Annotated in this window: 19 protein-coding genes; 12 read left to right on the top strand and 7 right to left on the bottom strand. The window is 68.0% G+C overall.

Translation table 11 applies throughout. The features are described from left to right. Nucleotides 1-96: 96 nt before the first annotated feature. The 4 genes from paaZ (at nt 97) to AC1DBL_RS02700 (ending at nt 3671) form a co-directional block, all read left to right on the top strand. Complete coding sequence (paaZ, locus tag AC1DBL_RS02715; protein WP_476925414.1) at nt 97-2208, top strand: phenylacetic acid degradation bifunctional protein PaaZ; 2112 nt, start codon at nt 97-99, stop codon at nt 2206-2208. 140 nt (nt 2209-2348) lie between these two features. Further along, nucleotides 2349-2756 carry a VOC family protein gene (locus AC1DBL_RS02710; RefSeq protein WP_476892024.1) on the top strand — a complete coding sequence of 136 codons (408 nt, stop codon included), beginning with the start codon at nt 2349-2351 and terminating at the stop codon, nt 2754-2756. Nucleotides 2757-2961: 205 nt separating this feature from the next. Next, complete coding sequence (locus AC1DBL_RS02705) at nt 2962-3303, top strand: hypothetical protein (RefSeq protein WP_476892025.1); 342 nt, start codon at nt 2962-2964, stop codon at nt 3301-3303. Then, complete coding sequence (locus AC1DBL_RS02700; protein ID WP_476925413.1) at nt 3300-3671, top strand: hypothetical protein; 372 nt, start codon at nt 3300-3302, stop codon at nt 3669-3671. Before AC1DBL_RS02705 ends, AC1DBL_RS02700 begins: the two co-directional genes overlap by 4 nt. Nucleotides 3672-3741: 70 nt before the next feature. Here AC1DBL_RS02700 and AC1DBL_RS02695 read toward each other — a convergent pair whose 3' ends face one another. The 3 genes from AC1DBL_RS02695 to AC1DBL_RS02685 all read right to left on the bottom strand — a co-directional run bounded on the left by AC1DBL_RS02695 (nt 3742) and on the right by AC1DBL_RS02685 (nt 6324). Next, nucleotides 3742-4353: a TetR/AcrR family transcriptional regulator gene (locus AC1DBL_RS02695; RefSeq protein ID WP_476925412.1), complete on the bottom strand. Its 612-nt coding sequence runs from the start codon at nt 4351-4353 to the stop codon at nt 3742-3744. 97 nt (nt 4354-4450) lie between these two features. Beyond that, on the bottom strand, nt 4451-5788 hold the full coding sequence (paaK, locus tag AC1DBL_RS02690; protein ID WP_476925411.1) for a phenylacetate--CoA ligase PaaK: 1338 nt from the start codon (nt 5786-5788) through the stop codon (nt 4451-4453). Between the two features lie 14 nt (nt 5789-5802). Continuing rightward, nucleotides 5803-6324, bottom strand: coding sequence for a hotdog fold thioesterase (locus tag AC1DBL_RS02685; RefSeq protein ID WP_441416871.1), 522 nt, complete (start codon nt 6322-6324; stop codon nt 5803-5805). 91 nt (nt 6325-6415) lie between these two features. Here AC1DBL_RS02685 and pta point away from each other — a divergent pair, with 91 nt between their 5' ends. The 3 genes from pta (at nt 6416) to AC1DBL_RS02670 (ending at nt 10432) form a co-directional block, all read left to right on the top strand. Further along, on the top strand, nt 6416-8557 hold the full coding sequence (gene pta / locus AC1DBL_RS02680; protein WP_441416872.1) for a phosphate acetyltransferase: 2142 nt from the start codon (nt 6416-6418) through the stop codon (nt 8555-8557). A gap of 8 nt (nt 8558-8565) precedes the next feature. Continuing rightward, nucleotides 8566-9735: an acetate kinase gene (locus AC1DBL_RS02675; RefSeq protein ID WP_441416873.1), complete on the top strand. Its 1170-nt coding sequence runs from the start codon at nt 8566-8568 to the stop codon at nt 9733-9735. A 124-nt stretch (nt 9736-9859) separates the two neighbouring features. After that, nucleotides 9860-10432, top strand: a complete 573-nt coding sequence (locus AC1DBL_RS02670) for a GNAT family N-acetyltransferase (protein WP_476925410.1) — start codon at nt 9860-9862, stop codon at nt 10430-10432. A 197-nt stretch (nt 10433-10629) separates the two neighbouring features. Here AC1DBL_RS02670 and AC1DBL_RS02665 read toward each other — a convergent pair whose 3' ends face one another. From AC1DBL_RS02665 to AC1DBL_RS02650, 4 genes are all read right to left on the bottom strand, one after another. Continuing rightward, on the bottom strand, nt 10630-13011 hold the full coding sequence (locus AC1DBL_RS02665) for a hypothetical protein (protein WP_476925409.1): 2382 nt from the start codon (nt 13009-13011) through the stop codon (nt 10630-10632). A gap of 7 nt (nt 13012-13018) precedes the next feature. Further along, nucleotides 13019-13783 carry a peptidoglycan-binding protein gene (locus AC1DBL_RS02660; protein WP_441417832.1) on the bottom strand — a complete coding sequence of 255 codons (765 nt, stop codon included), beginning with the start codon at nt 13781-13783 and terminating at the stop codon, nt 13019-13021. 220 nt (nt 13784-14003) lie between these two features. Then, nucleotides 14004-16220, bottom strand: a complete 2217-nt coding sequence (locus AC1DBL_RS02655) for a S9 family peptidase (RefSeq protein WP_476925408.1) — start codon at nt 16218-16220, stop codon at nt 14004-14006. A gap of 29 nt (nt 16221-16249) precedes the next feature. Beyond that, entirely contained in the window at nt 16250-17311 is a 1062-nt protein-coding gene (locus tag AC1DBL_RS02650; protein ID WP_476925407.1) for an LCP family protein, read from the bottom strand. A gap of 169 nt (nt 17312-17480) precedes the next feature. On the opposite strand from AC1DBL_RS02650, the gene paaA reads away from it, so the two are divergent. From paaA to paaE, 5 genes are read left to right on the top strand one after another with little or no spacing between them, the layout of a single operon-like run. Next, complete coding sequence (gene paaA / locus AC1DBL_RS02645; RefSeq protein WP_476892031.1) at nt 17481-18524, top strand: 1,2-phenylacetyl-CoA epoxidase subunit PaaA; 1044 nt, start codon at nt 17481-17483, stop codon at nt 18522-18524. After that, nucleotides 18521-18826, top strand: a complete 306-nt coding sequence (gene paaB, locus AC1DBL_RS02640; RefSeq protein ID WP_028265291.1) for a 1,2-phenylacetyl-CoA epoxidase subunit PaaB — start codon at nt 18521-18523, stop codon at nt 18824-18826. Before paaA ends, paaB begins: the two co-directional genes overlap by 4 nt. Continuing rightward, the gene (gene paaC, locus AC1DBL_RS02635) at nt 18823-19752 is read left to right on the top strand and encodes a 1,2-phenylacetyl-CoA epoxidase subunit PaaC (protein WP_476925406.1); all 930 of its coding nucleotides are present in this window, start codon (nt 18823-18825) and stop codon (nt 19750-19752) included. Before paaB ends, paaC begins: the two co-directional genes overlap by 4 nt. A 41-nt stretch (nt 19753-19793) precedes the next feature. Further along, entirely contained in the window at nt 19794-20348 is a 555-nt protein-coding gene (gene paaD, locus AC1DBL_RS02630; RefSeq protein ID WP_476925547.1) for a 1,2-phenylacetyl-CoA epoxidase subunit PaaD, read from the top strand. Nucleotides 20349-20363: 15 nt separating this feature from the next. Then, entirely contained in the window at nt 20364-21590 is a 1227-nt protein-coding gene (paaE, locus tag AC1DBL_RS02625) for a 1,2-phenylacetyl-CoA epoxidase subunit PaaE (protein WP_476925405.1), read from the top strand. Nucleotides 21591-21596 lie beyond the last annotated feature (6 nt).

Here is a 21596-nt window from a genome sequence, read left to right as displayed (position 1 = left end):
GGGCTCCTTCATGTACTGTAGACATATTACCGAACGGACGGTCAGTAATGCGCCGGCCGTGTTGATCTTGCCCCGCGTTGGAAGGACCCGTCAACGATGACCACCACTGCAACAGCTCCGGAACCCTCAGTGGGGACCGTCGAGATCGTCCCCAGCTTCATCCGCAACTCGTGGTGGACCCCCGACGCAGCCTCTGCCGCCGGAGCCGCCTCCGTCCTGGACGCCAGCACCGGCGAACTCCTGGCAAAGGTGAGCACCGAGGGCCTCGACCTCGCCGCCGTGGTCGACTATGGCCGCACCACCGGCCAGGCAGAACTGGGGAAGCTGACCTTCCACCAGCGCGCCCTCAAGCTCAAGGAACTGGCGCAGTACCTCAACGGCCGCCGCGACGAGTTCTACGCGCTCTCCGCGCAGACCGGCGCCACCAAGATCGACTCGATGATCGATATCGACGGCGGCATCGGCGTGCTCTTCACCTTCGGCTCCAAGGGCCGGCGCGAGCTGCCCAACGCCCAGGTGGTGGTGGACGGGCCCATGGAGGTGCTGTCCAAGGACGGTTCCTTCGCCGGCGAACACATCTACACCCGGATCCCCGGTGTCGCCGTGCAGATCAACGCCTTCAACTTCCCGGTCTGGGGCATGCTCGAGAAGCTCGCCCCCGCCTTCATCGCCGGCGTCCCCACCATCGTCAAGCCAGCCACCCCCACCGGCTACGTCGCCGCGGCCGTGGTGAAGGCGATCGATGAATCCGGCATCCTGCCCAAGGGCTCGCTGCAGCTGGTCTCCGGCTCGGTCCGCACCCTGTTGGACCACCTCGACTACCGCGACCTTGTCGCCTTCACCGGTTCGGCCTCCACCGCCAACACGCTCAAGTCCCACCCCAACGTGGTCATGGGTGGCGTCCGCTTCACCTCCGAAACCGACTCCCTCAACGCCGCCATCCTGGGCCCGGACGCGGTCAAGGGGACCCCGGAATTCGACGCTTTCATCAAGTCCCTCGTCACCGAGATGACCGCCAAGGCCGGCCAGAAATGCACCTCGATCCGCCGCGCGATCGTGCCGCAGGACCTGGTGTCCGACGTCGTCGCCGCCGTGGGGGAGCGGATCACCGAACGCGTCGTGCTGGGAGACCCGCGCGCCGAGGGCGTCACGATGGGCGCCCTCGCCTCCCGTGAGCAGCTCGCCGACGTGCGGGCCGCCGTCCAGTCGATGCTCGACGCCGGGGGCGAGCTCGCCTATGGCACCCTCGACTCGCCGAAGGTCACCAGCGCGGACGGGAGCGTCGGCGTCGTCGACGGCGGAGCCTTCATGTCCCCGGTGCTGCTGAGCTGGGCCGACCCCGAAGCCGAGGAGGTCCACTCGCTCGAGGCCTTCGGCCCGGTCTCCTCCGTGATCGGCTACACGGACCTCGCCGACGCCGTCCGCCTCGCCGCCCGCGGTGGCGGCTCGCTGGTCGCCTCGGTCTGCACCAACGATCCGGCGGTGGCCCGCGAACTCGTCACCGGCATTGCGGCCCACCACGGCCGCGTCCTCATGCTCAACCGGGAGGACGCCCGCAGCTCCACCGGCCACGGCTCCCCGGTCCCGCACCTGGTCCACGGAGGCCCGGGCCGTGCCGGCGGCGGCGAGGAACTGGGCGGCATCCGCTCGGTCATGCACCACATGCAGCGCACCGCCATCCAGGGCTCGCCCAACATGCTCACGGCCGTCACGGGCGTCTGGCACACCGGTGCGGACCGCAACTACACCCTCGAGACCGAGGGCCAGCACCCGTTCCGGAAGCACCTGAGCACGCTGCACATCGGCGACGCCATCCGCTCCGATTTGCGCGAGGTCTCGCTGGAGGAGATCACCAAGTTCGCGAACTCCACCGGCGACACCTTCTACGCCCACACGAACCAAGAAGCGGCGGCAGCCAACCCGTTCTTCCCGGGCATCGTGGCGCACGGCTACCTGCTCCTGGCCTGGGGTGCCGGCTTGTTCGTGGAGCCCGCGCCGGGTCCGGTCCTGGCCAACTACGGCCTGGAGAACCTGCGCTTCATCACGCCCGTCGCGGCCGGTGACTCCATCCGCGTCACCCTGACGGCCAAGAAGATCACCCCGCGCGAGACCGACGAGTACGGCGAGGTGGCCTGGGACGCCGTCCTGACCAACCAGAACGATGAAATCGTCGCCACCTACGACGTCCTGACCCTCGTCGAGAAGTAACCCCTCGCCCCGCCCGTTGCTCTATCACTTATGGCTGCCGCGACGTTCGAATGGCAACCCACAGGTGATAGAGCAACCGCGGAGGGGCGGGTCTTTCCACCTTGCCCCGGCGTAAAATCGTGCTCGTAGGAGGTGGCGAAATGTCCCTAGCACTCAACAAAGCCACAACAGTCCTGCCAGTCGATGATGTAGCGCGTGCCCGGCATTTCTATGCGGACACCCTGGGGCTCCCGCACCGTGGCGTGGCAGACGACGGAAGTGAACTATTTGGTTCAGAAGGCGGCCCGATGCTGCAACTGATGCCAGTCAAGGATGGAAAGCATTCGGAGCACACCACCCTGAGTTTCGAAGTCAGCGAGATCGAACGCACCGTGAGGGAAATGGAAGCCAGGGGCGTCACGTTCCAGGACTACAACCTCCCTGATCTCAAGACCGAGAACCACATTTGCACAACGGATTCCGAGAAGTGCGCCTGGTTCATGGACTCCGAGCACAACATTCTCTGCGTGCACGAGAACATCACCACGGCAGCCGACTACCAGCTCTGAGCGGCGGCTCCGGGCTCCCGGCTGCGGGCTCCCGCTGCAGAACGGAATTGCGGAACGGAATCATAGAACAGCGCCCCGGCCTGCCGGGGCGCTGTTCTATGTCCCGGGCCGGGGCCGCGGCTAGGGCCGGTCGGTCCTGTCCCCGGGACGCACCCCGGGTGTAGCTTGAGACCAGATTCCCGGATGGCGGAGGCGAGGCGCAGACATGACTGAGTCGTCTTCCGGGCCGGTATCCGAAACCCTGGTCCGTCGCGTCGTCTGGTTCCCCACCACCCGGGCCGGCAAGGTGGCTCTGACGCTGGCCTACCTCACGGTGCTCTCGCCCGTCTGGGTGCTCCTGGTCCTGGGGCAGGCCGTGTTCAGGGCGGGAGCCGCCGACGACGTGGTGGTAGCCATGCTGGTGGGTTCCGTCGCGGCGCTCTGGACTGCCCTGCTCCGGGCGAAGGAACGCTCCCTCCTGGTCGCGGCCTTTACCGTGCTGCTGTCGGCTGCGCTGATGTATTTCCTTGGCTGGCTCACTTCGACCCCGGGCGGGGCGGCCCCGTGACGTCGCCTTCCAAGGCGCGCGGCCGCAAGATTGCCTGGCTGCCACGCACCCGCATCGGCAATGTGGCTCTGGTCCTGGACCTCGCGATGGCTGCTTTCCCGGTCTGGGTCCTGCCGTCCTGGTACCTCGTGACGTTACTGGTGGGTGCCGGCGGCATGTTCGAGTCGCCCCGGGCGGTGGTCGCGAACAGCGTTTTCCAGGGCCTCGTGGTGGCCGGCACGCTGGTGGTCAACCTTGCAGCGTTGCTCCGCGCCAAGGACTACTCGATCGTGCTTGGGCTGGCAGTGCTTCCGCTGTCCGCCGTGTTGCTGTACATGGGCTGGTTCGTGGCCGTGAACGGGTTTCCCGGCCTTGCGGGGGCAGGTTGACACGGACCCGCCGGGCTTTGAGGGCGACACCGCCTGCCCGCGGCCGTTAACGGTGCCCCCGGAGGCGGCGTCAGGCTTTGGTGGGGACGTGGAGGCCGTGGAACGCCATGGCGACGACGTCGTCGGCCAGCTTCTCGGGGGAGAGGGACCCGCCGGGCTTGTACCACTCAACGATCGAGTTGATGGTGCCGAACAGCAGGCGGGTGACGGTGCGGGGGTCGATGTCCTGGCGCAGCGAGCCCTCGTCGCCGGCGGCCGAGATCAGGGCGGCCACCTTGTGGTCGAACGTGCGCCGGCGTTCCAGGGCGTCCCGCTCGATCTCGGTGTTGCCGCGCAGCCGCAGCAGCAGGGTGACGAACGGCAGCCGTTCCACCAGGACGGAGATGGTCTCGCGGACCACGAATTCCAGCCGGGCGTCGGCCGAGCCGGTCCGCGCCTCAGGCCGGTCCAGGATGGCTTCGAGGCCGCCGAGGGCATGGTCGAGGGCGAGTTTGAGCAGATCGCCCTTGGACGGCACGTGGTGGTAGATCGCGGACTTGGAGATGCCCAGGTTCTCGGCGAGGATGCCCATCGAGGTGGCGTCATAGCCGTGGCGGTTGAAGACATCGACGGCGATCAGCAGCACCGACTGCTGGTCATAGCCGGGACGGCCGCGCTTGGTGGTGGTTGCTGTGCTGGGCATACTCGCTAGTTTCTCATGAACGGTCGGTCGGCCCGGCAGCGTGGCCTCGAAGGACACTCCTGCCGGGCCGGCCGGTGGCTGGACAAGCGGGGACGGGTCAGGACTTGGGGCGCATGTCGTAGATCCGGCGCAACTTGCCGTTGGAACGCTCCAGCGAACCGGGCTCGACGACGTCGACGGTGCAGGAGGAGCCGACGTGGATCTTGATCTGCTGCTGCAGCACCTTCGCCGCCGTCGCGCTGCCCTCGACCGTGACCGACTCGCGGCGTTCGATCTTGACGGTCAGCTGGTCCATCCGCTGCCCCTCCGGACGGGTGAGCTCCAGTTGGAAGTGCGGGCTGAGTTCGGGGATGCGCAGCGCGATTTCCTCGATCTGCGAGGGGAACAGGTTCACGCCGCGCAGGATGATCATGTCGTCGCTGCGGCCAGTGATGCGTCCCATCCGGCGGTGCGCCGGACGGGCGGTGCCGGGCAGCAGCCGGGTGAGGTCCTTGGTGCGGTACCGGATGATCGGCAGGGCTTCCTTGGTGAGCGAGGTGAAAACCAGTTCGCCGGGCTCGCCGTCGCCCAGGACCACGGACGGGTCGAAGGCGTCGATGATCTCGGGCCGGAAGTGGTCCTCCCAGATGTGGCTGCCGTCCTGGGTCTCCACGGCCTCGCCGGCGACGCCGGGGCCCATGACCTCAGAGAGGCCGTAAATGTCGCAGGCCTTGATGTTCATGGTGACTTCAAGCTCGTGCCGCATTTCCTCGGTCCACGGCTCGGCCCCGAGCACGGCGTACTTGAGCGAGGTGGAGGCGGGGTCGATGCCCTGCTTCATCATGGCGTCCGCGATGGTCAGCAGGTACGTCGGGGTGGCCAGGATGGCGTCCGGCTTGAAGTCCTGGATCAACGTGATCTGGCGCTCGGTCTGGCCGCCGGAGATCGGAATGACGGTGCAGCCCAGCGCTTCGGCGCCGGCGTGGGCGCCCATGCCGCCGGTGAACAGGCCGTAGCCGTAGGCGTTGTGGACCTTCATGCCGGGCCGGACGCCGGAGGCGCGCAGCGAGCGGGCCACCAGCTTGGCCCAGTCGGCGAGGTCCTTCTTGGTGTAGCCCACCACGGTGGCGCGGCCGGTGGTGCCGGAGCTGGCGTGGATCCGGGCCACCTCGTGCTGCGGCACGGCGAACATACCGAAGGGGTACTCGAGCCGGAGGTCTTCCTTGGTGGTGAAAGGGAACTTCCCCAGGTCCGAGAGTTCGCGCAGGTCGGTGGGGTGCACACCGGCCTCATCAAACTTCCGCTTGTACAGCGGGACTCGGTCGTAGGCGTACGCCACGGTGTGCTGCAGGCGGCTGAGCTGCAAGGCCTCGAGCTCGTCGCGGGAGATGGTTTCTTCGCGGTCCAGGACGGCGTCACTGGGGGCGAGGGCAGATTCGGCGGTGGGGGTGGTCATCTGTGTCCCTGTTTCTATTTCTTGGAGATGGTGCGGCTGCGGCCGCGGAACTCGGCGATGAGTTCGCCCGGTGCGATGTCGGAGGGTAGCCCGCCCGGGAGTGTGGTGGCCGGTGTGGAGCCGGCGGGGGAGCCTGCCGGGCCGGGGATGGCAGCGGGGTCGGCAGCGTAGATCTGGATGTCGTACAGCCCGCTGCGGCCGGTGCTGGCGCGGTGGTTGGCGACGGCGGTCAGGATCTGCCCGCGGAAGGCCGGCTTGATGAAGTTGATGTCGACGCCGGACGCCACGGTGATGGTGCCTTCCTCGGCCACGCCCGGCTTCACCGGGTTGCAGGCGAGGGCAAAGGCGGTGTCGCCGAAGGCGAAGATCATGCCGCCGTGGGCCATGCCGAAACCGTTGAGCATCTCCTGGCGGAGCGGCATCCGGATGGTGGCGTGGCCGTCGTCGAGCGCCAGGACTTCAATGCCCATCCATTCGGAGGCGTAGTCGTCTTTCAGGATGGGGTGGGTGTCACCGGAAATCGTCAGTTCAGCCATGCGTCATTGCCTCCAGCTTTATTTACCGAATGTTCATTAGGTAATCCCATCCGGGTGCCTGCTGTCAAGGGGTGTAAGTATGCTGGGACACATGGCCAAAGGAATATATGTCAGCGCGACGACGCCGGGATCCGGGAAGTCGCTCATTGCCCTGGGCCTGGCAGACACCCTGCACCGGCACGCGGACCGCATCGGCTTCTTCAAGCCCGTGGTCCACGGCCGCGCCGACGCGGACCCGATGGTTGCGCTGATGAAGTCCCGCTTCGACCTCGACGACGACCGCTGCCGCAGCGGTCTGACCTTCGCCGAGGTCCGGGGCCTGCTCGCGGAGGGAAACCGCGAGGAGATCGACTCGCGCTGCGTGGAGATCTTCGCGGAGATGTCCCGGCACTGCGACGTGGTGATCATCGAGGGCACGGACCTGACCGGCCAGGACGCCGCCGTCGAATTCGACCTCAACGCCCGGCTCGCCAACAACCTCGCGGCGCCGATGGTCGCCGTCGTAGGGGCGAAGGGCCGCACGGTGGCCGAAACCGCGGACGCCGTCGAGGTGGCCCGCAAGGAACTCCTGGCCGAGCGGTGCACCCTGCTGGCCATCATGGTCAACCGTGCCAATCCCGAGGACTTGGAGGCAATCGCCGCGGCGGTGCGCCCGGGCGCCTCCGGCCGGCCGGTGTACGTCTTCCCCGAACTGGAGGACATCGCGCGGCCCACCACCGGCGAGGTGGCCGCCGCGCTGGGCATCGGCCAGGTGGCCGGCTTGCCGGACCTGGAACGCGATGTGCACTCGGTCAAGGTCGCGGCCATGAACGTGGCCAACTTCCTGCACGTGCTCGACGACGGCGCGCTGGTGATCGTTCCGGGCGACCGGGCGGACGTGCTGGTGGCCTGCCTGGCCTCCTCCTTCTCGCCGGAATTCCCGGTGCCGTCGGCGCTGATCCTGACCGGCGGACTGGCCCCGGACCCCACCATCTACTCGCTCCTGGCGCAGGCCCCGTTCCCGATCTTCGCCGCCCCGGACGACACCTACGTGACCGCCAAACGCGTCTCCGAGGTGCGCAGCGAAATCTGGTCCGGCCACCGCCGCAAGGTGGCGTCAGCGCTGGGCCTGTGGGCCAAACGCGTGGACGAGGCGGAACTGTTGGAGCGGCTGCATCTGCCACGGCCGGAGCGGATGACGCCGCTGCGCTTCCTGCATGACCTGATCGAACGGGCCCGTTCGCAGCGCCGCCACATCGTCCTGCCGGAGGGCACGGACGTCCGGATCCTCCGGGCCGCGGAGATCCTGCACCGCCGGGACGTCTGCGAGCTCACCGTGCTGGGCCGGGAGGCGGACGTGCGCGAACTTGCCGCCACCCAGGGGATCGACCTCGCCGGAATCAACATCGTGGACCCGGCCACCTCCGAGCTGCGCCAGGGTTTCGCGCAGAAATACGCGGAGCTGCGCGCGCACAAGGGCGTGGACCTGGCGAAGGCACTCGAGGTGATGCAGGACGAAAGCTATTTCGGCACCATGATGGTCCAGCTCGGCGTGGTGGACGGCATGGTCTCCGGCGCCGCGCACACGACGGCACACACGATCCGCCCGGCGCTGGAGTTCGTGAAGACCCGCGAGGGCGTCAAGATCGTCTCCTCCGTGTTCCTGATGCTGATGCCGGACCGGGTGCTGGTCTACGGTGACTGCGCGGTCAACCCCGAGCCCAATGTGGAGCAGCTCGCGGACATCGCCCTGGCCTCGGCCGAAACCGCGGCCCAGTTCGGCGTCGAACCGCGCGTTGCCATGCTCTCCTACTCCACCGGCGGTTCCGGGGCAGGCGAAGCGGTCGACGCCGTCCGCCAGGCCACCGAACTCGTGCGCCAGCGGCGCCCGGACCTCGCGGTGGAGGGCCCCATCCAGTACGACGCCGCCGTCGACGCCGCCATCGCCGAGTCCAAGATGCCCGGCTCGTCCGTGGCCGGCCAGGCGACGGTCTTCATCTTCCCGGACCTGAACACCGGCAACAACACCTACAAGGCGGTCCAGCAGTCCTCCGGTGCGGTCGCCGTCGGGCCCGTGCTGCAGGGGCTCCGCAAACCGGTCAACGACCTGTCCCGCGGCTGCACGGTGGATGACATCCTGAACACCGTCGCCATCACCGCGATCCAGGCCCAGTCGGCCCAGCCGGCCACGGGACAGGCCGCCGCGCCGGCCGCCGGACACGCAACCGTACAGCCCGTCGAAGCCAAGGCTTAGGAGGCCCCATGCTCGTTCTCGTCATCAACTCCGGCTCATCCTCGCTCAAGTACCAGGTCCGCGACGTCGAAGCGGGCAGCGTCCTTGCCGAGGGGCTGGTCGAGAAGATCGGGATGGGCAACGGCGGTGACGGCGACGGCGAGATTGAGGGCCCCCGCGACCACGCGGAGGCCCTGGAACAAGTGGACGGGGCGATCCACGAGGCACTGGGTGACCGGCCGCTCGACGCCGTAGGCCACCGTGTGGTGCACGGCGGTGAGCGTTTCGCCGAGCCCGTGCTGGTCAATAACGAGATCACCCGCGCCATCGAACGGCTGAACCCCCTGGCGCCGCTGCACAACCCGGCCAACGTCCTCGGCATCCGCGCGATCGCGAAGAAGTGGCCGGAGCTGCCGCAGGTGGCCGTCTTCGATACCGCCTTCCACCGCACCCTGCCCGAACACGCCTGGCGCTACGCCGTGCCGGACGAGCTTTACACCAACCACGGCATCCGGCGCTACGGCTTCCACGGCACCTCGCACGAGTATGTGGCGCACCGGGCCGCGGCGCTGCTGGACCTGCCGGTGGACGAATTCGACGCCGTCATCGCGCACCTCGGCAACGGCGCCTCGGTCACTGCCATCCGCGGCGGCAAGTCCATCGACACCTCGATGGGCTTCACCCCGCTGGAGGGCCTTGTGATGGGCACCCGCTCCGGCGACCTGGACCCGTCGATCCTGGTGTTCCTGGGCCGGGCCGGCTGGTCCGCCGAGGACCTCGATTCCATGCTGAACCGCCAGTCCGGGCTCAAGGGCCTCGCGGGGAACAACGACATGCGCTCCGTCGTCGAGGCGGCCGAAGCCGGCGACGCCAAGTCCGCCATGGCCCTCGCGGTGGCCTCCTACCGGCTGGCCAAGTACATCGGCGGCTACCACGTGGCCGTCGGCGGCGCGAAGGCCCTGGTCTTCACCGCCGGGATCGGCGAAAACTCGCACCAGTTCCGGAGCCTGGTTGCGGAACGGCTGGGGGCTCTCGGCGTGGAGCTCGACGCCGGGCTGAACCGAGAGCGGTCAAAGGAACCCCGGGTGATTTCCACGCCCGAGTCGGCCCTGCCGGTGCTGGTGGTGCCCACCGACGAGGAACGCGCGATCGCGGAGGCGACCGCCGCCGTCGTCGCCCGCTCATCGGTTGCTCAGTAACCGCCCTTCTGGCGGCTCAAAACGGCACTGCTGGGCCCACGCCGGCAGGGTTCCCTGACCGAGCTTGCGAGGGGAGGGGGCCGGCGGGGAGCAACCGGCGGGGAACGGGTCCTAGGCTGGGGGCATGACCGAACTGAACCTTTCCTTCCGGCTGCCCCTCCGCACTCGGCGGTTGGTGCTGCGCCGCTTCGAGGCCGGGGACCTGGACGCCTTCCACGCCTACCACTCGCTGCCGGAAACCGCCCGCTTCCTCCCGCGGGAGGCCAAGAGCTACACGCAGTCGATGGAGTACGTGGGTAAGTACGCGAACTTCGTCTTCGAACAGGAGGGCGACTGGGTGGCGCTGGCAATCGAGGCTGCCGACTCGCCGGGACTGCTGGGCGAGGTGGTGCTCAAGTGGCTCCCCGGCTGCGGCCAGGCCGAGGTCGGCTGGAGCCTGGCGCCGGAAGCCCGCGGAAAAGGCTACGCGGCCGAAGCTGCGCAGGCGATGCTGAAGCTGGGTTTCGAGGACCTTGGCTTCCACCGGATCGATGCCAAGCTGGATGCCTTGAACACCGCCTCCGCAGCCCTGTGTGAGCGCCTCGGCATGCGGCTGGAGTCCACCCAGGTGGACAAGTGGCACTACCAGGGCCAGTGGGCCACCGAGGTGGTCTACGCGATGCTCGCCGAGGAGTGGCAGGCCCGGCAGCCGGGGTAGGGACGCCGGCCCGTACAACCCGGCGATTGCTCCGGCCGACAGCTCCCGACGCTCCCGCCCAGTTGTTCCCGTACCCGCAGCCTCCGGACTCCGGCGGCCCCCGAGATCCCGCGGCTCGTCTGATCCCGGCCAGGTTCGGGCAGCCATGAACTGGGCTGGAGCGTCAACGACGGCAGCCGGCGGCTCCCGACGGCGGCCTACGGGGCCGGCGGAGCCGACGTCGTGGTGGCGGGCGAGGCGGTGTCTTCGCCGGGACCCGGCGCGGGGGCCGGCTCGGTGGCGCCGTCCACAGGCTGGCTGGGCTCCGGGTCGAGCGTGGCGTCCGGTGCGGGCGGGACGGTTGCACCCGGGCCGGGCTGGTCCGTCGTGGCAGGCGACGGCGAGGGTGTGGACCCGGGGGTGGCGCCCGGCGAAGCCGTTGCCGGCGCCGTCGGCGTGCCAGCCCCGCCCGGGGTGGCGCTGGGGTCCGTCCGGACGATCTCCATGATCTGTTCCTTGAACCCGTTCAGCTTGCCCTGGATCTCCGAGAGCGGAACGTTCTGCAGGTTCCGCCCGTACTCCGCGATCTGCTGCCACAGCGCGGTGAGCCTGGACATGCCGTCCGGGCTCAGCGGCCCGTCCAGCGTGAGGACCAACTGGCTGGCCAGGGCGTAGGTGAGGCACCTGAGGCAGTTGTAGTTGGCGGCGGCGGAGAGGTTCTCCGGCACGACCACATCCGCCTGGCCCACGATCAGCACCACCTGGAAACCGACTGCCACGGCGGCGCAGTCCTTGCAGCTGGCGAAGGCATACGCCTCGTTGGTGTTGCGGACGTCTTCGCCGTCGTCGGCCCACACCAATGCGAAGGCGACGTCGTACACGACCGAACCGTCTGTGGTGTTGACGGCCAGCGACTGGTTGCCGCCCTCTTCCGGTGCGGCCGGTTTGTCGAAGGGGAACACCCAGGACGGGGCCGCCGTCGTGGTGCCGGATCCGCCGGCTGGGGCAGACCCTTCCCGGGGTACCAACACCATGCTCAGCTGTGGGTCCTCGCGGGTGGGCTTCTTCGCGCCGGCCGGCCAGAGCGCCACGGTACGGCCGGCCTGGCCCTCCTTCATCGCCTTGGTCGAGGCGGCGGGAAACACGGCCGTGGTGATGTCGCTGAGGGTGCCGCGTTCGTAGGGCTGGACCGGGCGGTAGGTCTCGGCGCCGGGCCACCAGGCCCAGGCGAGGCCCGCTGTGACAGCTGCGATGGCGGCCATGGCGACGCCGCGCTGCAGTGCCTTGCCGCGGGTCCGCTGCCAGAGGCCGGTCACGAACTGCCGGCCCAGGCGCAGCAGGATATAGAAGATGCCCAGGACCGGCAGCGCAATGCAGATGATCGCAAGCCCCCGCACGGCAGCATCGGCAAAATCGCCCGAGGCGGCGCTGTGCGAGAGCATGGCCTGCTGCTTCCAACCGTTGTCCCAGGCGGTGCCGAGGATCCGCGGCAGGGTAAGCACCATGGTGACCAGGCTGAAAAGCAGCAAGGGCACGGTGACGAGCACCCAAACGGTGACCACGGCCCGGGCCCAGGGCTTGAGGAGCCGGGCCTCGGGATCGGTTTTGCGCCAGGGAATTAACGCCAGCAGGGTCGGCTTGATCCGCTGGAAGAGGTCCGGGACTCCGGTGGCGTCAGCGAGGATGTGGTACCCGTCGAACCGGACCATCGGCATCAGCTGCCGGACCATTTGCAGGATCTGGGTGACCACCACCAGCAGCAGGGCGTCGAAACCGGTGGCCCACCAGACACCCATGATGGCCACAGCCACGATGGCGTTGAAGTACAGGCCGCCCAGGTCGGTGCGGATCCGGCCGGCGCGGCCCAGCCGGTACGAATCCGTGACGTCGGTGTAGAACGCCGGCCACATCAGGTACAGACCGGTGCCCATGGCGCCCGGCGTGGCCCCTCCGCGGCGGGCCGCGGCGGCATGCCCGAATTCGTGGAAGCCGGCCGACAGTACCGTGACCAGCAGGATCAGCAGCACCAGACCCGGATTGGCAAAGGCCTCATGGGTGGCCGAGGCGAGCCCCTTGACCATCAGCACCCACCAGCAGGTCGCCAGGAAGGCGGCGGTCACGGCCACGACGATCAGCGGGTTGAAGAGTGTGGCGAAGGGGGCGGTAAGTTTCCGCGTGCGTTCCGGGTCCGTCACGGAGTACCGGAAGCGCATGCCCAGGAGCGGGTTGGACTTCTTGACTTCGGGTTGCGAGCCGTCGGCCAGCCGCAGGAGGCCCAGGGGGAGCAGTTGGGAGTCGATCAGTGTCTGGACGTTCCCCGCATTGACTGGCTTGCCGTAGGCGCTGCCGGCGTGCTGCGCGATCTCCTCCAGGCTGCGGCGGCCGTCGATGGCCTCGAGCACCAAGTAGAGCAGGCGAGTCAGCTGGATCGTCTGGCCGTCGGCACGCCGGACCAACGACGGGGCCTGCTTGTAGCCGGAGCCCTTCGTCTCGCCGATCAGCTGGACGCCGTCGGCCAGGGCCGGAGGCGGCAGGGTGCCCGGGGCGGCAGAGACCGGCGGGCCGTCCTGCGCGGACGGCCCGCCATGCAAGGTAGTCATCTAGCTGCTACTGCTGGATGTTCGACTGCTGGTCAGCCGAGGCCGTTGCCTCGCCCTCGATGTTCTGGGTGATGATCGCATCCTGCTGCGACACGGCGAACGCGTTGCTGTCGATCGAGCCGATGTTGGCGGCGACGGCGGCATCGATCGGTGCCGCAACGTTGGCGTTGGCCGCCACCGCACCGTTGATCGGCGCGGTGATGCCAGCGTTGGCGTCGAGGTTGACGTCGACGTTCAGCAGGTTGCCGTTGAGTGCTCCGGTTGCTCCGCCCACGGCGCCGTCCACGGCGCCGCCCAGGTCGGGTGCCGTGCCGTCCGGAAGGACGCCCGTGGCGTCGCCAACAGCGCCGTCCACAGTTCCGTCCGGAAGCACCCCTCCGGCATCGACCGTCGCGGTGGTGCCGCCGTCGGCCGTGGGAGCGGCCGTACCGGCATCGCCGGCGGCGGTGGGTGCGGTGGAGTCGGCGGCCTGGTCGATGCCGCTGTCCTGGACGGAGGTGGCGTTGGCGTCGGCGGTGATGCCCTGGTCGATGATGACGCCCTGGTCGGAGAGGGCCTGCGCCTCCGAGCCAGCGGAGAGGATGTTCGCCGATGCGGCGGCGTCGATCGGGGCCGCGACGTTGGCGTTGGCAGCGACGGCGAGGTCGATCGGCGCGGCGGCCTCGATGCCCAGGTTGAGGTCGGCGTTCAGATCCAGGACCGAGGCAACTTCCTTGTCCGGCAGGGCGGTGGCGCCCTCGGCCATCAGTTCCTCGTCGGACAGCCCGCTCATAGCTTGTTCAGTGCTCACGAATGACTCCAGTTCCGGCACGGTTTCCTGCTGCCCCCAGTGAGCAGTGTCTCCAACTACGTGCCTAGTGCAGGTCAATAGTAAGCATGATGATCAAATTTGGGTACACGGGAGGCTGGATATTCCGTCGGTTGCTCCGTAACGGCCCTTTTGAAGGCTCAAGACGGCGGTTACGGAGCGACCGACGGGGGAGAGGCGACGCCTACTTCAGCCCGGCGCCGGGCAGCAGTTCCGTGGCGCCGAGGGAGTCCGCGACGAAGGCGTAGTCCCAGGCGCGCTCTTTCCACTGCACGTAGCGGCCGGAGGCGCCGCCGTGGCCGCCCTCCATCTCGATCTTCATCACGATCGGCTCGCTGCCGGTGTTCACCTCGCGCAGCCGCTGCACCCACTTGGCCGGTTCCACGTAGAGCACCCGCGTGTCATTGAACGAAGTGACGGCCGCGATCTTGGGGTACGCCGCCGCCCGGACGTTCTCGTACGGCGTGTAGGACTTCATGTACGCGTACACGTCCGGGTCCGTGATCGGGTTGCCCCATTCCTCCCACTCCAGGGCGGAGAGCGGCAGTTCCGGGTCAAGGATGGTGGTCAGGGCATCCACGAACGGGACGGCTGCGACAATCGCCGCGTACTTTTCCGGCGCTAGGTTGGCCACGGCGCCCATCAGCAGGCCGCCGGCGGAGCCGCCCATCGCCGCAATCCGGGCCGGGTCCACCCAGCCGGATCCGGCGAGCCAGTCGGTGGCCGCAATGAAGTCGGTGAAGGTGTTCTTCTTGTGCAGCTTCTTGCCGTCGTCGTACCAGTGCCGGCCCAGCTCGCCGCCGCCGCGGACGTGCGCGATCACGAACACGATGCCGCGGTCCAGCAGCGAGAGCCGGGGAATGCCGAAGCCCGGGTCCATGCTCAGTTCGTAGGAGCCGTAGCCGTAGACCAGCCCGGCCGCGGTCGAATCCTGCCGCACCGAGGCGTGCCGGAGGACCGAGAGCGGGATGCGGGTCCCGTCGGACGCCACCGCCCATTCCCGGGTTGCGACGTAGTCGGCGGACGAGTAGCCGCCCAGCACCGGGCTTTCCTTGCGCAGCAGCAGCTCGCCGGCGGGCGCTTCCGCCGTCGGGAGCACAAAGTCGTAGACCCGCGAGGGCGTGAAGTAGGAGGTGTAGCCCATCCGGATGACGGGGGCCTCATAGTCGGAGCCGGCCACCCCGGCGGTGTACAGCTCCTCGTCAAAGGCCGGCTCCACGGGTGCGCCCTGGTCCGGGGTGCCGAGGCCCGCCAACGGAAGGACCTGCACCCGTTCGATCGTGTCCTTGCGGATGGACAGCACCAGATGGGTGGAGGTGACGCCGGCGCCGTTGACGCGCACCTGGTCGGAATGCGCGACAACCGTAAGCCAGTGCTGCTCGGCGGCGGGCTTGGCGAGTTCGGCCGGGTCCACGAGCGAGACCATCGAGTTGATGGCGTCCTTGTTGTGGGTCAGCAGGATGGTTTCGGACTTGTCGCCGTCCGGGCCGGTCAGCAGGAACGGTTCGGCCTCGTACAGGATGCGCTCGTCGCGGGAAATAACGGTTGTCAGCCCGGCATCGGGGTCATCGAAGCGCAGCAGGCGGGTTTCGCTGAACTCGGAGCAGCCGATGCCCAGGACCAGGTGCCGGCGGTCCGCGGAGAGCTCGAAGCCGAGCCACATGGCGACGTCGTCCTCCTGGTAGATCACCTCGTCCTCGCTGACGGGCGTGCCCAGGACGTGGGACTTCACCTGGTACGGGCGCCAGGACGCGTCCACCACGGTGTAGAAGATCCGGCTGCCGTCGGGGGAGAAGGAGATGCCGTAGAAGACGTTCTCGATCACGTCCGGGAGCAGTTCGCCGCTGCGGAGGTCCTTGATGCGCAGGGTGAACCGCTCGTCGCCGGCGTTGTCCACGGCGTAGGCATACAGGTTCCCGTCGATAGTGACCGCGGAGCCGCCGACGGCGAAGAACGGCTTGCCTTCGGCCTCAATGTTGCCGTCCAGGAGAACTTCCTCGCCCGGGATTTCGACGCCGACCTCGACGGCGGGGGGAGTCCAGTCCGCCACGCGGTCGCCGCTGTCCTGCGCGCGGACGCGGCACTGGATGCCATATTCCTTGCCCTCGACCGAGCGGGTGTAGTACCACCAACCGTCCTTGCGGTTCGGCACGGAGAGGTCGGTCTCCTGGGTGCGTCCCTTGATTTCCTGGAAGATGGCCTCGCGCAGCGGTTCCTGGTGGGCGGTCACGGCTTCCTGGTACGCGTTTTCGGCCTTCAGGAGTTCCACGACCTCGGCGGATTCCTTGTCGCGGAGCCACTCGTAGTCGTCCTCGAACACGTCGCCGTGGTGGGTGCGTGGGGCAGGGACCTTCTTGGCGACGGGGGGCTGCGGGGAAGGCTGCACGGGAGTCTGCGTCATGGACCCAATCTACCCAACCCCCGCGCCGGTCAGTTGCCGTTTTGCAGTTTGTGGGCGGCCACGTAGTTGCTGAGCTTGTTGGCGCGGAGGGCCGCAGCGATCTCCGCGGTGGCGGCGGGATCCTCGAGCACAATGGATTGCCCGTCCGCACTGGTTCCGACCCCCGCCGTCGGCAGCGTGAAGAACACGGCGCCGTTGGCCGGGATGGTGTGGAAGCTGAACGCCAGGCGTGCCAGGGCGTCCAAGGTCAGTCCCGGGGTCACCGTGATGCGGGGCAGTGCAGTGGTCGCCAGTTTGCGGGCGGTGGCGCGGTCGGTTGCGCCCTGCTTGACGACCTTGGTCAGAACGGCCTTGAGGAAGGTCTGTTGATTGCGGACGCGCTGGTAGTCGCCGTCGACGAACGCTTTGCGTTCGCGAACGAAGTCCAGGGCCCGGGCGCCGTTGAGCCGGTTCACTCCGGCCGGAAACCTGACCCCCGGGTCGATGGTCGACTCAAAGGGCAGCTTCACATTAACGTCGACGCCGCCGACTGCGTCCGTCAGGGCGGCGAAAGTCTGGAAATCGACCATGACGGTGTGGTTGACGTGCTGGCCCAGCAGGGACTCGACGGTCCGCGTCACCAGGGGGAGGCCGCCCAGCAGCAGGCTTGAGTTGATCTTGGCTTGGCCGTGGCCGGGGATGTCCACCCACAGGTCACGCATCAGGGAGATGCCGTACGCCTGCTTCCGGTTGGCAGGGATGTGCACGAACACGATGCTGTCCGCCAGTTGGGTCGACGGCTTGCCCGCAGCGGCCGCGGCCCGCTGGTTGACCCGGCTGTCGCTGCCGACCAGCAGGATGTTCAGCGCGGTGGGCGGAGGCTCCGGCGGCGGGGTGGGCTTAGGCTTCTTGGTCGCCGCTGGTGTGGCGCTCGGGGCCGGGGTCTGCGGCGGGGCCGCGTTCTCCGTCCGCGGTGCCATCAGGAAGGCCGCCGCGGCAATGCCGGCGGTCAGCAGCAGCCCCAGGGCGGCGAACAGGATCCGGCGGCGCCGCCGGCCCGTCGGTGGCGGGGGTGGTGCTGCTGGTGGTTCTGCTGCTTCCGGCGTTGCCATGACCGGACAATATCACCGGAGGCCATGGCTGGTCCGTCTCCTCCGGGCCGCCGGGGCCCCGCGTGTCGGCTGCCGCGGCCAGCGCCGCGGTGCTTGACTCCCTTCCCGCCTTCCGCATATCCTGAACGAACGGTCGGTAATTATTTATCGGAAATGCATAGGAGCAACCATGGCATCGCAGACCCTGCAGTCAGTGCCCGCCGAGCCATCCCCGGCACGGCACGAAACGCGGCATGAAATGAGCCCGGAGGACGCGGCCCGCCGTGATGCCGAGGGGCAGGCCTACTTCGACAAAGTCATGGCGGAGGACTCCCGGATCGAACCCCGTGACTGGATGCCGCCGGCCTATCGCAAAACCCTGCTGCGCCAGATCTCGCAGCATGCGCACTCGGAGATCATCGGCATGCAGCCCGAGGCCAACTGGATCTCCCGTGCCCCGAGCCTCAAGCGCAAGGCCATCCTGATGGCCAAGGTCCAGGACGAGGCCGGTCACGGCCTCTATCTCTATTCCGCCGCCGAGACCCTTGGCCAGCCGCGCGACCAGATGATGCAGGACCTGATGGACGGCAAGGCCAAGTACTCCTCCATCTTCAACTACCCGGCCCGGACCTGGGCGGATATGGGTGCCATCGGATGGATGGTCGACGGCGCTGCGATTGCCAACCAGGTGCCGCTCTGCCGGGCCTCCTTCGGCCCCTATGGCCGCGCGATGGTCCGCGTCTGCAAGGAGGAGTCCTTCCACCAGCGGCAGGGCTTCGAAATCCTGCTCGAACTCTCGAACGGCACCCCCGAGCAGAAGCAGATGGCCCAGGACGCCGTGAACCGCTGGTACGCCCCGGCCCTGATGATGTTCGGCCCGCCGGATGACGATTCCCCCAACTCCAAGCAGTCCATGGCCTGGAACATCAAGCGCTTCAGCAACGACGAGCTCCGCAACCGTTTCGTCGGCATGATGATGGAGCAGGTCAAGGTCCTGGGACTCACCCTCCCGGACAAGGACATCCGTTTCAACGAAGAAACCAAGAAATGGGAGCATGGCCCGCTTGACTGGGATGAGTTCCACGAAGTCCTGGCCGGCCGCGGACCGTGCAACGCCCAGCGCCTGGAACGACGCCGCGAAGCCCACGAGAACGGTGCCTGGGTACGCGAAGCCGCCGCCGCCTACGCGGAAAAACAGGCCAAAAAGCACGCAGAGAAGGAATCCGCAGCATGACAACCCCCGAACCCCACGCAGGCAACGTCTGGCCCATCTGGGAAGTCTTCGTCCGCTCCAGCCGCGGCCTCTCCCACGTCCACGCCGGATCCCTGCATGCCCCGGACGCCGCGATGGCCCTGCGCAACGCGCGGGACCTTTACACCCGCCGCAATGAGGGCGTGTCCATCTGGGTAGTCCCCGCCGACGCCATCGCCTCAAGCGACCCGGATTCAAAGGGCTCCTTCTTCGAGTCGCCGCAGGGCAAGGATTACCGGCACGCGACGTACTACACCAAGAGCGAAGGCGTGAAGCACCTGTGAGCACCCCCGAAGCAACGACTGAAGCAAACGCCCACGACGCCGGCCACGGGGACATCTCCGTCGGCGTCACCGGGGCAGGAGCCGGCGGCGACGGCATGGCCAGCGCCACCCGGATCACCCCCGGAAATGCCCTCCGCCCGGAGGACATTGCCCTGGCCGTCAGCCGCGGCACCGCCAAGCCCAGCGAAGACGCCGCCGAATTCGCCCTCCGCCTGGGCGACGACGCCCTGGTCCTGGCCCAGCGCCTGGGCCACTGGATCTCCCGTGCGCCGGAGCTCGAAGAGGACATCGCCCTGGGCAACATCGCCCTGGACCAGGTGGGCCATGCCCGCTCCTTCCTCAGCTACGCCGGCGGATTTGACGGCCGCAGCGAGGACGATCTTGCGTACTTCCGCCGCGAGCCTGAGTTCCGGTCTGTCGAGATTTTCGAAATCCCGAACGGCGACTTCGCGGTCACGATCGCCCGGCAGTTCGTCGTGAGCTATTACCAGTTCGAGCTGTACCGCCGGCTGGTGGACTCCACCGACGCCACCCTGGCCGGCATTGCGGCGAAGGCCGTCAAGGAAGTGGACTACCACCGCGACCACAGCGCCCAGTGGGTGCTGCGCCTGGCCCTCGGCACGGACGAGTCCCGCCAGCGGATGATCCACGGCTTCAAGGTCATCTGGCCCTACGTCGACGAGCTGTTCCGCGACGATGAGCTTACCCACCGCCTCAGCGAGTCCGGTGCCGCCGTCGAGCCCTCCAGCCTGCGCGCCGACTTCGACCGCCTCACCGGCGCGGTGCTCGCGGAAGCGGAACTGGAAGTCCCGCAGGTCCAGCCCGCACCGGGCGGCGGCCGCCGCGGACTCCACTCGGAACACCTGGGCTACCTCCTCTCCGAAATGCAGGTCCTGGCACGCGAATTCCCCGGAGCGAGCTGGTAACCATGCCGGACATGTACGTCAGCCACCCCACGGCCGATTCCATGGCACCCGGGCAGCAGAAGACCGCAGACCAGAAGACTGCGGATCAGAAAGCCTGGGACGTCGCCGCCAGGGTCTGCGACCCGGAAATCCCCGTCCTCACCATCGAGGACCTCGGGATCCTTCGCGACGTCCGGGTGACGAAGGAACCAAACGCAGACGACGGCGGCATGGTCCCGGCCGTGCAAGTCACCATCACGCCCACCTACTCGGGCTGCCCTGCCATGGACGCCATTCGCGACGACCTCGTGACCGCCTTCAACCGGGAGGGCTATCCCAGCGTCAACGTTGAGCTGGTTCTCTCCCCGGCATGGACCACGGACTGGATGAGCGAGTCCGGCAAGGCCAAGCTGGAGCAGTACGGGATCGCCCCGCCTTCCGGCCACTCCAACGCCGTCCGGCACGCCGGGCCGATCCGCCTGTCCCTCGCCGTCAAATGCCCGCAGTGTTCATCGCTGAACACCAAGGAACTCACCCGCTTCGGTTCCACGTCCTGCAAGGCGCTGTACGTCTGCCAGGACTGCAAGGAACCGTTCGACTACTTCAAAGTTTTGTAAGGAACAGGTGCCTCCATGACTGTTGTCCGCCAGACCGCCGCCGAGTCGGCCGCAGCCACCGGCCGCCGTCGTGCGTCCTTCCACGCCCTGACGGTGGACGAAGTCCGCCGGCTCACCGATGACGCCATCGAGGTGACCTTCGGCGTTCCGGCTGAACTGGCCGGCCAGTTCGATTACCTCCCGGGCCAGTACGTCGCCCTGCGAACCACCCTTCCGGACGAGTCCGGCGAGCCGAAGGAAATCCGCCGCAGCTACTCGATCTGCGCGGAGCCGCGCAGCTTCGCGGACGGCAGCAGCGAGATCCGTGTGGCCATCAAGAAGGACCTCGGCGGCCTTTTCTCCACCTGGGCCAACTCCGAGCTCAAGGCCGGCGACGTCCTGGACGTGATGAGCCCGATGGGCGCATTTGTGTCCAAGCACGGCCGCGACGGCAAGCCCGTGGAACAGAACGTCATGAACTCCATGAACCATCCGGAAGAGCTTGCGGGGGAGCCCGGATCGTTTGTCGCGATCGCCGCCGGATCCGGCATCACTCCCGTGATCGCGATCGCCCGGACGCTGCTCGCTGCCCACCCGGATACCCGCTTCGACTTGATCTACGCCAACAAGGCCGCCATGGACGTGATGTTCCTTGAGGAACTCGCGGACCTCAAGGACAAGTACCCGTCGCGCCTGGCGCTGCACCACGTGCTCTCGCGCGAACAGCGGATCGCGCCGCTGCTCAGCGGCCGGATCGACGCCGAAAAGCTCCAGGCGCTGCTGGGCACCGCGATCCACGCCGACGACGTCGACGAATGGTTCCTCTGCGGACCGTTCGAGCTCGTCCAGCTGTGCCGCGACACCCTTGCGGCCCGGGGCGTGGAGCCGGAACACGTCCGCTACGAGCTGTTCAGCTCCGGCAAGCCGGACCGCCCCGAGGGCAACATCGGCCGGCCGGTGATCGCGGACGAGTCCAAAGAGACGTACAAGATCACCTTCAAGCTCGACGGACTGCAGGGCGAGGTCGCCAGCCCCACCCACGCCCGCGAATCGATCCTCAACGCGGCCCTGCGGGTCCGGCCGGACGTCCCCTTCGCGTGCGCCGGCGGCGTCTGCGGCACCTGCCGCGCCAAGGTGGTCAGCGGCTCGGTCACGATGGACGAGAACTACGCGCTGGAGCAGGACGAACTGGACAAGGGCTACGTGCTGACCTGCCAGTCCCATCCCACCACCGCCGAAGTCACCGTCGACTTCGACGTCTAAGCCTTC

The sequence above is a fragment of the Arthrobacter sp. 10T44 genome (assembly GCF_056393885.1).
This window is presented reverse-complemented; position numbering and strand designations above follow the sequence as displayed.

Bases quoted from the DNA above. Each gene is read 5' to 3' on its own strand.
- paaZ (WP_476925414.1), top strand. From the start codon at position 97: ATGACCACCACTGCAACAGCTCCGGAACCCTCAGTGGGGACCGTCGAG.
- AC1DBL_RS02710 (WP_476892024.1), top strand. From the start codon at position 2,349: ATGTCCCTAGCACTCAACAAAGCCACAACAGTCCTGCCAGTCGATGAT.
- AC1DBL_RS02705 (WP_476892025.1), top strand. From the start codon at position 2,962: ATGACTGAGTCGTCTTCCGGGCCGGTATCCGAAACCCTGGTCCGTCGC.
- AC1DBL_RS02695 (WP_476925412.1), bottom strand. From the start codon at position 4,353: ATGCCCAGCACAGCAACCACCACCAAGCGCGGCCGTCCCGGCTATGAC.
- paaK (WP_476925411.1), bottom strand. From the start codon at position 5,788: ATGACCACCCCCACCGCCGAATCTGCCCTCGCCCCCAGTGACGCCGTC.
- AC1DBL_RS02685 (WP_441416871.1), bottom strand. From the start codon at position 6,324: ATGGCTGAACTGACGATTTCCGGTGACACCCACCCCATCCTGAAAGAC.
- pta (WP_441416872.1), top strand. From the start codon at position 6,416: ATGGCCAAAGGAATATATGTCAGCGCGACGACGCCGGGATCCGGGAAG.
- AC1DBL_RS02675 (WP_441416873.1), top strand. From the start codon at position 8,566: ATGCTCGTTCTCGTCATCAACTCCGGCTCATCCTCGCTCAAGTACCAG.
- AC1DBL_RS02670 (WP_476925410.1), top strand. From the start codon at position 9,860: ATGACCGAACTGAACCTTTCCTTCCGGCTGCCCCTCCGCACTCGGCGG.
- AC1DBL_RS02665 (WP_476925409.1), bottom strand. From the start codon at position 13,011: ATGACTACCTTGCATGGCGGGCCGTCCGCGCAGGACGGCCCGCCGGTC.
- AC1DBL_RS02660 (WP_441417832.1), bottom strand. From the start codon at position 13,783: ATGAGCGGGCTGTCCGACGAGGAACTGATGGCCGAGGGCGCCACCGCC.
- AC1DBL_RS02655 (WP_476925408.1), bottom strand. From the start codon at position 16,220: ATGACGCAGACTCCCGTGCAGCCTTCCCCGCAGCCCCCCGTCGCCAAG.
- AC1DBL_RS02650 (WP_476925407.1), bottom strand. From the start codon at position 17,311: ATGGCAACGCCGGAAGCAGCAGAACCACCAGCAGCACCACCCCCGCCA.
- paaA (WP_476892031.1), top strand. From the start codon at position 17,481: ATGGCATCGCAGACCCTGCAGTCAGTGCCCGCCGAGCCATCCCCGGCA.
- paaB (WP_028265291.1), top strand. From the start codon at position 18,521: ATGACAACCCCCGAACCCCACGCAGGCAACGTCTGGCCCATCTGGGAA.
- paaD (WP_476925547.1), top strand. From the start codon at position 19,794: ATGGCACCCGGGCAGCAGAAGACCGCAGACCAGAAGACTGCGGATCAG.
- paaE (WP_476925405.1), top strand. From the start codon at position 20,364: ATGACTGTTGTCCGCCAGACCGCCGCCGAGTCGGCCGCAGCCACCGGC.